Here is a 13,903-nt window from a genome sequence, read left to right on the forward strand (position 1 = left end):
CTCGGCGTTGCTCAGGCGCCGTCGAGTCTGGCGATCTCCTGGCGCATCAGATCCGCCGGCTGCGTCCCTGCCGCGCCCGCGGCGATCAGCATCGACAGCACCGCCCGGTGCTCCTCCAGGGCGCGCTCCTCGCCCGCCGTGCGCTCCAGACGGGTGGCCCGCATCCACTGGGCGGCAGTCGCCCGCTCCAGCACCGCACCGGCCCCGGGCTGCGCGGCGGCCCGGCGGTAGTGGGCGGCGGCTTCCTGGAGCCTCGGGTGCGAGGCCGTGCGCCGGGCCAGCAGTGCGGAGGCCAGGGCGCGGTACCACCAGGCGTACGCGGCCAGTTCGGGGTCGGCCGCGGCCCGGGCCGCTGCGCCCAGGGTCCAGTCCGCCTCGTGCAGATCCGCGACCGTGCCGTCGACGCGGAAGCGTTCCAGGTAGGCGTGGCCCAGCAGGGCCCGGCGGCGCGGGAGTTCGGGATCGTCCGCCGCCGTCTCGTCGATCGCGCCGCGCAGGGCCCGTACGGCCGCGTGAATGTCGGCGGCGGAGTTCTTGTCCACGCCGCGCTCGGTCAGCTGCCTGCCCAGCGAGGTGAGGACCACGGCACGGCTCGGGTCGTGCCAGGGCAGCAGCGGCACGGCCTCCGTCCAGGCCGCGACCGCCGAGTCGCGGTGCGCCCAGCCGCCGGTGGAGGCATAGCGCTGCTCCAGGACGCGGGCCATCCGCAGCAGGATGTCGGCCTGCACCTCCTCGTCCTTGCCGACGTGCTGGCGCGCCTGGTCCAGGGCCTGGAGGATGCGCAGCCTGTCGTCGTCGTCCGGGTTCTCGTGGGCGAACTCGATGGCGTCCGCGTAGTCCAGCCAGGCGCGGCAGAGCTCCGGCTGCGCGATGGCGTCCCAGTCGAGCCCGTCGATGCCCGCGTGCAGATCCTTGTCGGCCCGGTCGGCGAAGGCCCGGGAGGCGATCCGGTCCTCCTCGCCGACGGCCCTGGGCACGGGGCCCTCGCCCCGGTAGTGGCGGGCCAGTTCGAGCAGGATGCCGCCCTTGATGAGCAGCGCGGACTCCCGGTTCTCGTCGGCCAGCAGCAGTTGTACGACGCCGAGTGCGCACTGCAGCGTCTCGGTGAACCAGTCCTCGGGCCGGACCGGGCCGCGCAGCCCGTACGGAGCGCCCGTCACCGCGAGTCGCCGCAGCACCCGGATCCGGTCGGCCGCCGCGGCTTCCCTGAGGACCCGCACGGCGACCTGCCGCGGCGGGTTCTCGGTCAGCTCGGCGAGGCCGGCATCGGCCGTCGACAGCAGGATCGCCGCCACCAGGCCCGTGTCGTCGGGCGCGGCGGCCGCCTGGACCCGTACCCACTCCGGCATCAGGCGGGGGCTGAGCCGGCCCGCCTGCACCTCGTCGGCCATCGCCTCGAGGACGTGCGCGAGCGTCAGATGGGCCTGTGGTTTCCCGTTGAGCGCGCTCTGGGCGGCGTCCAGGGCCTCGCGCAGGTCCTCGGGCAGCGGCCGCACCAGCCAGCGGCGCAGCATGGCCTCGGCCAGCTCCCCGTACAGCGCCGCCCGTTGCGCAGTGCGGCGTTCGGCCTGAGTCGCCGAGCCGAGCAGCCTGATCGCCTCGTCCAGGTCGCGTACGGTGCCGTACTCGCCGAAGTGCGCCAGACAGGCGCGGGCCTGCGCCACCACGCCGGCCTGGCCGTCCTTCGGCAGGCCGCCCGGCGGCGATGCCGGCTCCGTGCCGCCGAGCCGCCGCAGCACCTGGGCCGAGACCTGCGCGAACGCCCACTGGCTGCGGCCGGCGGGAGCGGCGTGGGGCAGCGGATGCGGGTCCACCGAGCCGGCCAGGAAGGCGGCGGCCAGGGCAGGGAAGTTGCGCACGGTGCGCCCGTAGCGGGACTCGACGTACTCGGAGCAGTGCTTCAGCACCAATGCCGCGCTGCTGGCGCCCAGTTGGCCGAGCAGCTCCTCGCGGACCCCGTCCAGGAAGGCGTACGCCGGTCCGCCCTCCCGCTCGCCCGGGCCGTGGTCGTCCCGCCGCAGCAGCCCGCTGAGCAGGACCTCCGCCAGCACGTCGGGGCCGCTGCGCACCAGCATGGCGCGCTGGACGAGCTGCATCACCGGGAGCACCAGCGGGACCGCGGAGAGATACACGGCGAGCTGGGTGGCGGCAGGCGATGCGGTCCTGCGGAAGGCCCGTACGCGCTCGGGAGCCTCGATGTCCTGTGCCGTACGGGACGGGCTCGCGGCGGCCCTGTGGCGGGCCCGCACAAGACCGGCTGCCGCGTTCAGCGACTGCCCTGTCGCGCCGGCCACCAGCCGTGTCCAGGCCTCGAACGAGGAGTGGCGCAGCGCCAGCACCGGAACCGGTATGCCCCATTCCGGAGCGCCCTGCGGGGCGAAGTGCGGGGTGAACTCCAGCCGCCCGACCGGCCCTTCGCGCCGCCGCAGCAGCCCGGGCCGCGCGGGCAGATGCGTACGCCGCCACATCCGCTGCGGCAGCGGCTGTACGACGGCGACCGGCGCGGTCGAGGCCCAGGTGTGCAGCAGCCGCTGCATCCGGCCGCCGCGCCACATGGGGCCCGCGCAGTCGCTGAGCACCACGGTCAGCTGCCGTCCGGTGGGGTCGCCGAGCTGCGCGGGGGTCGGCTCGTCCTCGCGCAGGTGGTGCACGGCGACCTCGCGGAAGGCCCCGGCGCGCTCGCAGACCTGCCGCAGCTCGTCAAGCGCCTTGTCCCACACGACATTCGACGAGGAGACGTCCATGACCAGGGCGAGCCGCGCCTCGCGCCGCCGGACCGTCCGCAGCACCGGCACCACCAGGCCGGTGTCGGCGGCCCGGTCGGCTGTGGCGACCTCGTCGATCTCGCGCCGGACCAGCCGCATCGGCGGCCGGTACCGCTGGAGGGGCCGCAGCGAACGCTGGAGCGCGAGCGCGTCCGGCAGCGCGGCGGCTGCGGGCACGGGAACCCGGCGCATGCCGGTGGCCGGTACGCCGCCGGGCACGCCGCCCGGCTGCGCGGGGCCGAAGAGGCCGACACGGGGGCGCGGCGGCGGCCCGGCGGGGAACAACGAGGGCGCAGGTCCCGGTACGGCCTCCACGGGCGGGCGGTCCATGGGCGGCGGCCCGACGGGACCCGCGGTCTCGGGGCCCGGCCGCCGGGAGGCCGCGGGCGGCACGAACCGCGACAGCCACAGGGCGTCCGCCAACTCCTCGGCGGTCGGCTTCAGTTCCGCCTCGCGCAACCTGGCGACGAGGGCGGTCAGAGCCGGTGCGGCGGCGGGCCGCAGGGCCGGGGTCACAGGTCAGCGCTGCCGGGTGTCGAGGGGACGTATCAGCAGCTCGGCCAGCTCCTCGCGCCGCCCCGTGTCCGCGCGTGCCGCGTGCTGCGTGAGATAGATGGCGTTGAGCAGCTGGTCGGTCGGGCGCAGTTCGCCGTCGCCGTCGTCCCGTGTGAACTGCCCGATCAGATCGAGGTTCTGCTCGTCAGCCCCGGCCCCGAAGTGGGCCTGCACCATCGCCGCGAGCCGCTCGTCACGCGGCGGGTCGAGGTGCAGATGGATGCAGCGGCGCAGCAGCGGGGCGGGGAAGTCGCGTTCTCCGTTGCTGGTCATCACCACGAAGGGGAAGGCGTGGCAGCGCACTCTGCCGTCGCGCACGGGCACCCGGCGGCCGTCGTCGGTGAGCACCTGCACCTCGTCGTGACCAGGCCGGTCGGCCATCCGCTCCAGCTCGGGGAGGGCGAACTCACCCTCCTCCACGACGTTCAGCAGGTCGTTGGGCAGATCGATGTCGCTCTTGTCGAGCTCGTCGATGAGCAGCACCCGGGGCCGCTCGGCGGGCAGCAGGGCGGTGCCGAGCGGTCCGAGCCTGATGTAGCGGCCGATGTCGTCCGACCCCCGCTCGGCGAGCTGGGCGTCCTGGAGCCGGCCGATGGCGTCGTAGGTGTAGAGCCCGTCCTTGAGCTCGGTGCGGCTGACGATGGGCCACTGGAGCACCCGGCCGAGCCCCAGCTCGTACGCGATGGAGTGGGCGAGCGTGGACTTGCCGGAGCCGGGCTCGCCGGTGACGAGGAGCGGCCGCCGCAAGTACAGGGCGGCGTTGATGAGTTCGAGCGCTTCGGCGTCCTGGGCGGGCGGGGCCTCCACGCGCGCGCCGAGCCGCCGCGTCGACGAACTGTCGATCGGCGGGGCCGGGTCGGGCAGCGGCTCTCCGGAGAAGGCGCGCCACGGGGGCGGGGGCGGCAGCCTGCGGATCCGGTCGGGATCCGGTGCGCCGACGCCTCGGTAGATCAGCCAGTCGTCCATCGCTCGCTCCCTAGGTCCTGTGGGACCCGTGGCGGACCATGTGGGGGACATGTACCCACCGTCCTGCCGTCCCAGACTGCGTTTTCCGGGGGACGGTTCCCGGACCCCCCGGCCGGAAACACGGGTCGGCCGCAGTGCCCGGCGCGGACACCGCGAGGCGCATGCCAGTACCCGGCGGCGACCTCTCAAGGGGAGTCAACCGGTCCGGTGTCGTCGGCGGGCAGAGGGCGGCTCGGGTCGTCGTAGAGCATGGCCACCCCTTCCGCCCAGTGCCGGCTGTTCCTCGATCCGCTGATGTCGTCTCTGATACGGCGCAACCGGTCGGGTAACTCAACGGCGGCCGCGGTCATTCCGAGCAGCTGGGCAGCGCCCTGGTGCAGTTCCTCGCAGAACTCCGTACAGCCGTGGTCGGGATGGCCGTCCGTGTGCCACAGGGCGATGCCGAGACCGGCCTGGAGTGCCATGCCGATGGCCCTTCGCCCGACGCCGCTGCCTGCGGGCCTGCACAGGACGGGCACGGCGGACGGCGGCATGTCCTCGAAGTGCCGTGGTCGTGGGACCTGTCGCTGCGGCGGGGTGCGGCAGGCCGTGAGCGCATCGGAGGCCAGCATGCCCTCCCAGCGGCGCTGCCACACGGCGTCCGGTTTCCCTCGTCTCGCGAGATCGCGCAGCACCACCATTCTCCGTACGCCGACATACGCCGGATGGTGCAGCCTGGCCATCTCGGTGAGCTGCCAGCGGTGTACGGCGGTGTCGAAGTGGTCGACAGGCAGGGCGACTTCGAGGGGTGCGGGGGAACCGGGCGAGTCGACGGACGCGAAGACCTCGTCCAGCGGGCCGCGCAGCTTCTGGACGAGTTGTTCGGGCGGGACACCGTCGCCGGTCTGCTCCTCGTGCAGCGGCTCGTTCACGTCCTGGCCGTCGTCGACGCGGATGCGCCAGTAGAAGCGGGTGGTGCGTGCGTCGCAGACGGGCTCCAGCTCGACGATGACGACGGCGGACCCGTCGCCGGGCCGCGGGTAGCGGACGACGATCCGGTCCTGCCCGTCGGGTGTGCGCGCATGGACGAGCCCCGGCGGCAGGGTGGCCTCGGTGACCACGGTGTGCACGATACGAGGCACGTCCTGGAGCCGGCGGGCCACCCAGTCGGCGAGCGCCACGGGGTCGCCGCCGCGGCTGCGCTCGTACTCCACCACCAGCTGGAGGTAGTGCAGCGCGGCGATGGCCGCGACGGGCTGCCCCGCCTCGTACAGCAGTCCGTGTCCGTCGCGCCAGCTGCGCGGCAGCAGCTGGCCGGGCGGGGAAGCGACGCCGCCGCGAGCCTTCTTGGCGAGCTCGACGACGGGCCGGATGGCGGCGGGCGGATGCACGGCGGCAAGCAAGGACAGCGCCTCGCGGCGGTCGCGGGGGCTCCACTGGTCGCCACCCGTGTGCAGGCCGGCACCCGGCAACTGGTGCTGGCGCTCGATCCAGTTGTGCCCCGTGACCTTCGGGGACTGACCGTGCCAGCGGTCGTGCGCGGCCATGAGGAGCTGGTACGTGGGCCCGAACCGGCGCAGGGCGGTGGCCGCGATGGCCATACCGCCGTCCCTGCCGACCCGGCGGGACTTGAGAATGCCGACGACGGCGCCGGTGTGGGCGTCCAGCACCGGGGATCCCGAGCCGCCCTTGGGGAACTCGGCCTCTGGCCGAAATCGCATGCCGTAGTCGTCGTCGAAGCCGTTGATCCTGGCCGCGGCCTTCCAGCGCACGGCCCGCCGTACGGAATCCTCCTCGGGCCGGTAGCCCTGGACGATCCCGCGGCCGCCGGGGTACTCGGTGCGGTCGGTGAGCCAGACGCACTCGTGCTCGACGCCGGACTCGACGAGGCGTACGAGGGCGAGATCCTGCTCGACCGGCACGCGCTGCTCGGCGCGCGGCTCGCCGTCGAGCAGCCAGCACTCCAGGCGGGCTGAGAGCGGTTCGCCGTCGTTGACCTCGCTGCCGCTGAGGTGGAAGGTCCGGGTCCGGTCGCCCTTGAGATGGGGGGCGAGTACGTGTGCGCAGGTCAGGACCCAGCCGGGGGCGACGAAGAAGCCGCTGCCCCACATGGCGGCGTCCTGGTGGGCGGAGGTGAAGTGAACAGTTGCCGCGCGAGCGAGGGCATCGATGACGGAATCTGATTCAGTCATGTCGTGTCTGGGTGGGGCTGGTACGTGAGCGGATGCGCGGGCGGCTCCGCGGGCGGGTCGGTGGCCTGATCCGTGCGCCGATCCGTGCTCTGCTGATCCGTGCGCCGGTCCTTGAGCTGCCAGGTGAGGGTGACCTGGACGGATGCCTTGGCCTCCCCCGCGGCGAGCACGGCGAGGGCGACGCCGGACTTGGCGGTCAGCTCGACGCCGAAGGTCACGCTCGCCTCGTCGGGCCCGGCGGCGGCCGCGGCCTCGAGGACGGAGGCGCCGACGTCCGTGATCAGCTGCTGCAGCTGCTGGACCTTGGCGGTGGCGTTCTCGACGAAGCCGACGTCCTCGTCGTCCTCGCCGTATCCACCGCCGGGAGTGGAGAGCCGGGCGAGCACGACGGCTCCCCCGGGGAGTTCTATCTGCTGGACGCGTCCGTTCACGGCTGTCCCCCTCTTGGCGGATCGACCGCCAATGCACCCGAGGCGACGACGTTACTGGCCTGCCCGCTTGCAGGGGAGAGCCGGAAGTCGCCGTAATCTGGAGAGTCTGAAGAGTTTGGGTTCCATCCGTATCAGGAGCATGTCTTGTACTTCACCGATCGCGGCATCGAGGAGCTGGAGAAGCGACGCGGCCAGGAGGAGGTCACCTTCGAGTGGCTCGCCGAGCAGCTGCGTACGTTTGTCGACCTGAACCCCGACTTCGAGGTCCCGGTGGAGCGGCTGGCGACGTGGCTGGCGCGGCTGGACGACGAGGACGAGGACGAGTAGTACGGCGGGGACGAGCGGCTGGTCGTGGACGAGCAGCGCCGTCGGGGCAGGTGGGGCTAGACCGTTCGCTCGCGCAGCCGGTCGTACGCGAGACCCAGCACCCCGTGCGCCATCAGCACCGCCCCCGCCACCGCCCAGCCGCCGCTGCGCCGCCGCAGCCCCCACACCGCCAGCGGCACCCCGGCCGCCAGCTGGGCGGCTGCCAGCAGTCGGGCCTTCGGGCCGCGGAGCCATGGACCGAGCGGACCCCCCTCGACCACGTCGAGTTCCGCCCGTACGGCGTCACGCCAGCCCGACCACTCCACCGGCTCGGCGCCCAGCGCACGGGCGACCGACCGCAGCCGGTCGGCCGATTCACCCGGCGTCATGCCCATGGGCAGATACAGGCCGTCCCGCGCGAGGACGGCGATCAGCCCGAGCAGCCGGATCCGCGCGTCGGACCCCGGGTCGGGGAGCGTGAGCGGCTCCAGCGCCTGCATGTCGAGTACGGGATCGAGGCCGAGGCGGGTGGCGAAGGTGCGCATCGCCTCGTCCTCGCCGACCGGCGTGCCGTCCGCGAGCCAGGTGTAGCCGACGGGCCTGCGGAAGCCGGACGCGAGGGTGAATCCGGCGCGGTCGCCGTCCCACCACAGGGCGAGCACCGGCCAGTTCACGCCGACGGCGAGTGCCGCCGCCCAGCCCGCGAGCACCCGGTCGACCGGTTCGCCGCCGTCCAGCCAGGGCTTTCCCTCCGGGACGAGCATGCTCCAGTTCTGGCCGGCCGGAATGAGGAGCTGCTGCTCGCGGAGCAGATGGGCGGGGGGTCGTACGACGGCGGGCTCGGCCCGGCAGAGCAGCAACGCACCCACGGATGTCGCGTTCATGCGCCTTACGCTAGGCCAATTTGTGCCTGTATGACCGCTCATGGGCGCCGACGCCGGCACCCAACGCCCCGTCCCGGCGCTTGACATCCCGTAACCGCGATATATCGTGTTGAGCATAAGACGCGATATGTTGCGTCACAGCCCGTCCAGGGAGGTCTGCATCATGTCCGAGTGGTCCGTCTCCGAGCCGAAGAAGCTCACCTTCGACGACCCCGTGACGGCACTCAATGTGCGCATCGTCAACGGAACGGTCAACGTCGTCGGCACGGACGAAGGTTCCGCCCGCCTCGAGATCACCGAGATCGACGGACCTCCGCTGATCGTCACGCAGCAGGGCTCCACACTCACCGTCGCGTACGAGGACCTGCCCTGGAAGGGCTTCCTCAAGTGGCTCGACCGCAAGGGCTGGCACCGCAGCGCGGTGGTCTCCCTCGCCGTGCCGGCCGGCTCGTCCGTCGAGGTCGGCGTCGTCGGCGCGGGCGCGGTCATCTCGCGGATCCAGGGGACGACGGCCGTACGCGGCGTCAGCGGCGACACCACGCTGGTCGGGCTCTCCGGCGCGGTCCGCGCCGACACGGTCTCCGGGAACCTGGAGGCCCAGTCCGTCACCGGCGATCTGCGCTACAACTCCGTCTCCGGCGATCTGACCGTCATCGAGGGCGCCGGCTCCTCCGTACGGGCCGAGTCGGTCAGCGGCGACATGGTCATCGACCTGGACCCGGCGGGGAAGCCGACGGACATCCGGCTGACCACGGTCTCGGGCGAGGTCGCGATCAGATTGCCGCACCCCGCGGACGCGCAGGTCGAGGCGAACACCGCGAGCGGTGCGGTCTCCAACGCCTTCGACGATCTGCGGGTCAGCGGCCAGTGGGGCGCGAAGAAGATCACCGGCACGCTGGGGGCGGGCACGGGGAAGCTGAAGGCGACGACGGTGTCCGGCTCGATCGCCCTGCTGCGCCGACCGCCGGCGGAGGACGACCCGCACGACGCGGCTCCCGCAGGAAAGGTGCTCTGACATGCCTCCCGTCTTCGCCCACGGCCGTCTGCGCCTGTACTTGCTGAAGCTCCTGGACGAGGCCCCGCGCCACGGCTACGAGGTGATCCGGCTGCTGGAGGAGCGTTTCCAGGGCCTGTACGCGCCTTCGGCGGGCACGGTCTACCCGCGGCTGGCCAAGCTGGAGGCCGAGGGTCTGGTCACCCACGCCACCGAGGGCGGCCGCAAGGTCTACTCGATCACCGACGCGGGCCGCGAAGAGCTGGCCGGTCGCAGTGGTGAACTGGCCGATCTGGAACTGGAGATCCGCGAGTCGGTCTCCGAGCTGGCCGCGGAGATCCGCGACGACGTGCGCGGTGCGGCGGGCAAGCTGCGCAGCGAGATGCGCGCGGCGGCGTCGCAGACCCAGCAGGCGACCGGAACGGAGGACTGGGGGGCGGCGAAGGAGGAGCTGCGCCGCGCCAAGCAGGAGTGGAAGGAGCAGGCGCGCCGCGCGAAGGACGAGTCGCGCAGGGCCCGCGAGGACGCACAGCAGGCGCGACGCCAGGCGAAGGAGGCGCAGGAGACGGCGCGCCGGGAGATGCAGCGCATCGCCAAGCAGGTCCAGGAACAGGTTCAGGACCACTTCGCGCGCGGTGACTGGCCGACGGGCATGCGGGAGGGCCTGTCGGAGCTGACCACCCAACTGGGCGGCCTGGCGCGGAGCACGGCGTGGCCGCCGTACGCCAAGCCGGACCCGGCCGAGGAGCCCCCGGAATGGGCGAAGACCCCCCTGCCCTCGGACGACCCGGCCCGCGCGCTGGACCGCCTGCTCGACCGCTTCCGCGACGACATCCGCGACGCGGCGAGGGACCACGGCGTGACGGAAGACCAACTGGGCGAGGCCCGCCGCCACTTGTCAACGGCGGCAGCCCACATCGCAGCCCTGCTGAGGGGCGCGAAGCCCTGACGCTGGGTGGGGTGCGGTGCAGCGCCGTACGGACGGGTCGGGCCCCGCTCCCGGGGGCGGGGCGTCCCCCAGCCGCGTACGGACCCAATCCCCGCGCCCGGGCGATGCGGCCCTATACGGACGGGTCGGGCCCCGCGCCCGGGCCATGCCATGCGGCCTATACGGACGGGTCTGGGCCCCCGCGCCGCGAAGCCGGCGCCCGAGGGGACCGGGGGGGGCCAGCCGCATACGGACGGGCCCAGGTCCCGCGCCCGGACGCAGCCGCCGCATACGGACGGATCCAGGTCCCGCGCCCGGACGCAGCCGCCAGATACGGGCGGGACCGGTCCCGCGCCGCGAAGCTGGCGCCCCGGGGAAGCGGGGGCGTCAGCCCCCGCTTCCCCTCTCGCCCCAGGGGGCCTGGGGCACCGCCGCAGTTTCGGGGTGGGGGAGGGCGGGGTGGGGGAAAAAGCCCGCACCCCGGACCCGCACCGCCCCCCGCGTCGTACCGTGGTCCCGTGATCGATTTCCGTACACCCGCACCCGCACCCGGCCGTCTCGACGTCCTGTGGCACCCCGGCTGGCCCTCTCCGAAGCACGACCCGGCCCCGGAGATCCAGGTGCACGCGTACTCCGAGCACACCCTGATCCTGCGGCAGAACAAGTCCGTTCACTACGAAGCCCCGTTCCTCTTCCTCCTCTTCGGGAACGAACGCGCACTGCTGCTCGACACCGGCGCCACGCCGGACCTCGCGTACTTCCCCCTGCGCCCGACCGTCGACGCGCTGATCGAACGGTGGCTGCTCCGCAACCCCCGCGACGAGTACGGACTGGTGGTGGCCCACACCCACGGCCACAGCGACCACATCGCGGGCGACCCCCAGTTCGCGGACCGGCCGTACACAGAGATCGTGGGACCGTCACTCGCCGAGGTGAAGGCGTTCTTCGGGTTCCAGAAGTGGCCCGAGGACCGCGCCGAGCTGGATCTCGGCGGGCGGGTCCTCGACCTCATCCCCGGCCCCGGCCACCAGGACGCGGCCGTCGTCTTCCACGACCGGCACACCGGGCTGCTGCTGACCGGCGACTCGCTCTACCCCGGCCGGCTGTATGTGCAGGACACGCCCGTATTCGCCGCCACCGTCGACCGGCTGCTCGCCTTCTGCGAGACCACCCCGGTCACCCACATCCTCGGCTGCCACATCGAGATGACGACCACGCCGGACAAGGACTACCCCCGGGGCACGACCCATCAGCCGGACGAGCCCCCGCTCCAGCTGACGACCGCGCATCTGCGGCGGCTGCGCGACGCCCTCGCCGAGCGCAGGACGCACTGCGGTGACTTCATCGTGGTGTACGACGACTGAGCGGAGCGAGAGGCGTGACGGTCACCGCGATCCGCGCCCCGGGGAGGGCGACGACCCGCACCACGCCCGCCCTGCCCGCCGCCACCGTCCGGGTGCCGGTCCACGCCGCTCCCTCCAGGGCGATGCCCCAGCCGGACGCGCTCGGCGGCAGTGAGACCTCGGTGACGGCCCGCCCGGACGCGACCCGCCCGGACGCCCGGTACACCAGCCGGTAGGTCCCGGCCACCGGATCGTACGCATCGGACGCCACACGACCCCCGACTGCGGCCGCATAGGGCGCGGCCGTCTGCTGCTTGTTCGTACGGAAGACGCCCCGCTCGTCGACAGCGCAGTAGCCGCTGCCGTAGCACCACACATACCCCGCCCAGCCGGAGCTGTAGCGGCTCAGCGAGGCCAGCGCCTCGCGGTAGAAACGGGCCATGTTCGGAAGGGAGTTGTTCAGGGGACCCCACTCCCCCACCACCACCGGGATCCGCTGTTGCTCCGGGTACGCGGTGACGGCCGCCTCGTACGACTCGATCCAGCCCGCAGAAGGGTCGTAGTCCGCCCCCGCCTCCATCGCGGCGTTGTAGAAGTGCGGCGCGTAGACGACTTTCGGGTCCTCGATCCTGCCGAGGCCCGTCGGGACGCCCTCGCCCACGATCGGGGTCGGTTCGACGAAGATCCAGTTGCCGCCGTCCGCCGAACGGACCGCGTCCGCAAGCCGGTTGTACATCGGCGTGAGCTGATCGCGCTCGATGCGCCGGGCCGCGGTGGGCAGATCCTCGCCCCCACGCAGCTCGCCCATCGGTTCGTTGATCAGGTCGTAGCCCAGTACGGCCGGGTGGTGCTCGAAGCGGTGGGCGAGCACCCGCCACATCCGCGCCTGCGCCCGCAGCAGGTCCTCGTCCTCGTAGAGGTGGGTGAACGCGCGCTGCACGGCCGGTTCGAAGTACTCGGCGAACCAGTCGTCCGGGTGCGGGGTGAAGGGCAGCCCATCGGTCCGGGTCGCCCACTCAGGTACGCCGCGATGCCCGAAGGCCGGGCCGAAAACATCCTGGTGGGCGTCGATCAGCACCTGGATGCCGTATGTCTCGGCCCAGTCCAGAATCCGCTCGATCTTGCGCAGATACGCCGCGCTGTACCTGCCTTCGCGGGGTTCGAGATCGTCCCAGAAGACCAGTAGGCGGGCGAAGTTGAAGCCCTTGGCGCGCAGGTCGCGGAAGTGCTTCTCGGTGATGGCGGACAGGGCCGCCGCAGCGCGGTTCGTCTTGTCCTCGACGTTCCAGCCGCGCAGGGTCAGTGCCCGGCCGCGGTCGTCCGTGAGGCGAGGAATGGGGCGGGGATCGAGGCGGGGACCGAGGCGGGACATGCCGACGGAATCACCCGGGTCCGCGGCGACGGGAGCCGCCGCGGACAGCACGAGAGTGCAGCAGACCGCCACCAGTGCCTGGATTGTTCGGCGCGTACGCATGGGACGGATCCCATCAGCGCACCTGACGACCCATCAAGAGGGCGTCAGCACGATCTTTCCGAAGAGGTCGCCGCCGGCCATCCGCTCGAAGCCCTCCCGGGCCCGGTCCAGCGGCAGCACCTCGTCGATCACCGGCCGTACGCCCGTGGCCGCACAGAAGGACAGGAGGTCCTCCAGTTCGTCCTTGGAGCCCATCGTCGAGCCGACGACCTTCAGCTCCAGGAAGAAGATCCGGGTGAGCTCGGCGTGCGAGGGGCGGTCGCCACTGGTGGCGCCGGAGATCACCAGAGTGCCGCCGGGCCGCAGGGACTTGATCGAGTGCGACCAGGTGGCGGCGCCGACGGTCTCGATGACGGCGTCCACACGGCGCGGCAGCCGGGCACCCGGTTCGTACGCCTCCTCCGCGCCCAGTTCGAGGGCCCGCTTGCGCTTGGCCTCGTCGCGGCTGGTGGCCAGGACGCGCAGTCCGGCCGCCTTGCCCAGAACGATCGCGGCGGTGGCGACGCCGCCGCCCGCGCCCTGGACGAGGACCGAATCACCCGGCCGCACCCCGGCGTTGGTGAAGAGCATCCGGTACGCGGTGAGCCAGGCGGTCGGCAGACAGGCGGCCTGCTCGAAGCTGAGTTCCTTCGGCTTGGGCAGCACGTTCCAGGCCGGGACGGCGACCTGCTCGGCAAAGGTGCCCTGATAGCGCTCGGTGAGGATGGAACGCGGCTCGTTCGGCCCGACGCCGTGACCGCTCTGGCCGATGACGGAGTGGAGCACCACCTCGTTGCCGTCCTCGTCGATGCCCGCCGCGTCGCAGCCCAGGATCATCGGGAGCTTGTCCTCGGCGAGGCCTACGCCGCGCAGCGACCACAGGTCGTGGTGGTTGAGTGAGGCGGCCTTGACGGTGATGGTGGTCCACCCGGGACGGGCCTCGGGGGCCGGGCGTTCGCCCAGCTCCAGGCCGTTGAGCGGGGTGTCACGGTCGATGCGTGCGGCGTAGGCGGCGAACATGACCTTGACGATAGGGCGGGGACGGGACGTGACGGAACCGCAGGGCGGTGTGAGACGCACCGCGTCGCGCGCGGACTGCCCGGCCCC

The 13,903-nt window shown here is 72.7% G+C and carries 11 protein-coding genes; 4 read left to right on the forward strand and 7 right to left on the reverse strand.

The window, feature by feature from the left end; genetic code table 11:
• Positions 1–11 precede the first annotated feature (11 nt).
• The 4 genes from ACI2LP_RS10640 to ACI2LP_RS10655 form a co-directional block, all read right to left on the reverse strand.
• On the reverse strand, positions 12–3,281 hold the full coding sequence (locus ACI2LP_RS10640; protein WP_404724142.1) for an SAV_2336 N-terminal domain-related protein: 3,270 nt from the start codon (positions 3,279–3,281) through the stop codon (positions 12–14).
• 3 nt (positions 3,282–3,284) lie between these two features.
• Positions 3,285–4,286: an AAA family ATPase gene (locus ACI2LP_RS10645; protein ID WP_404724143.1), complete on the reverse strand. Its 1,002-nt coding sequence runs from the start codon at positions 4,284–4,286 to the stop codon at positions 3,285–3,287.
• A 185-nt stretch (positions 4,287–4,471) separates the two neighbouring features.
• Entirely contained in the window at positions 4,472–6,457 is a 1,986-nt protein-coding gene (locus ACI2LP_RS10650; protein WP_404724144.1) for a trypsin-like peptidase domain-containing protein, read from the reverse strand.
• A complete protein-coding gene (locus ACI2LP_RS10655) occupies positions 6,454–6,888 on the reverse strand; it encodes a CU044_2847 family protein (protein WP_404724145.1) in 435 nt (144 codons plus the stop codon). Before ACI2LP_RS10655 ends, ACI2LP_RS10650 begins: the two co-directional genes overlap by 4 nt.
• A gap of 144 nt (positions 6,889–7,032) precedes the next feature.
• Here ACI2LP_RS10655 and ACI2LP_RS10660 point away from each other — a divergent pair, with 144 nt between their 5' ends.
• Complete coding sequence (locus tag ACI2LP_RS10660; protein WP_055509879.1) at positions 7,033–7,215, forward strand: DUF6104 family protein; 183 nt, start codon at positions 7,033–7,035, stop codon at positions 7,213–7,215.
• A gap of 56 nt (positions 7,216–7,271) precedes the next feature.
• On the opposite strand, the gene ACI2LP_RS10665 is transcribed toward ACI2LP_RS10660, so the two are convergent.
• Complete coding sequence (locus ACI2LP_RS10665; protein ID WP_404724146.1) at positions 7,272–8,078, reverse strand: hypothetical protein; 807 nt, start codon at positions 8,076–8,078, stop codon at positions 7,272–7,274.
• Positions 8,079–8,241: 163 nt separating this feature from the next.
• Between ACI2LP_RS10665 and ACI2LP_RS10670 the strand changes: the two genes are divergently transcribed.
• From ACI2LP_RS10670 to ACI2LP_RS10680, 3 genes are all read left to right on the forward strand, one after another.
• On the forward strand, positions 8,242–9,093 hold the full coding sequence (locus ACI2LP_RS10670; protein ID WP_404724147.1) for a DUF4097 family beta strand repeat-containing protein: 852 nt from the start codon (positions 8,242–8,244) through the stop codon (positions 9,091–9,093).
• A 1-nt stretch (position 9,094) separates the two neighbouring features.
• Positions 9,095–10,021, forward strand: a complete 927-nt coding sequence (locus ACI2LP_RS10675) for a helix-turn-helix transcriptional regulator (RefSeq protein ID WP_404724148.1) — start codon at positions 9,095–9,097, stop codon at positions 10,019–10,021.
• A gap of 497 nt (positions 10,022–10,518) precedes the next feature.
• Positions 10,519–11,364 carry an MBL fold metallo-hydrolase gene (locus tag ACI2LP_RS10680; RefSeq protein WP_404724149.1) on the forward strand — a complete coding sequence of 282 codons (846 nt, stop codon included), beginning with the start codon at positions 10,519–10,521 and terminating at the stop codon, positions 11,362–11,364.
• On the opposite strand, the gene ACI2LP_RS10685 is transcribed toward ACI2LP_RS10680, so the two are convergent.
• Both ACI2LP_RS10685 and ACI2LP_RS10690 read right to left on the reverse strand, forming a co-directional pair.
• Positions 11,342–12,817 (reverse strand): cellulase family glycosylhydrolase, encoded by a 1,476-nt coding sequence (locus tag ACI2LP_RS10685; RefSeq protein WP_404724150.1) that lies wholly within the window; start codon positions 12,815–12,817, stop codon positions 11,342–11,344. The two genes, ACI2LP_RS10680 and ACI2LP_RS10685, sit on opposite strands and share 23 nt — an antisense overlap.
• Before the next feature lie 33 nt (positions 12,818–12,850).
• On the reverse strand, positions 12,851–13,816 hold the full coding sequence (locus ACI2LP_RS10690) for a zinc-binding dehydrogenase (RefSeq protein WP_404724151.1): 966 nt from the start codon (positions 13,814–13,816) through the stop codon (positions 12,851–12,853).
• Positions 13,817–13,903: the final 87 nt, after the last annotated feature.

The sequence above is a fragment of the Streptomyces sp. NPDC019890 genome, assembly GCF_044903445.1.
Taxonomy (GTDB): Bacteria; Actinomycetota; Actinomycetes; order Streptomycetales; family Streptomycetaceae; genus Streptomyces.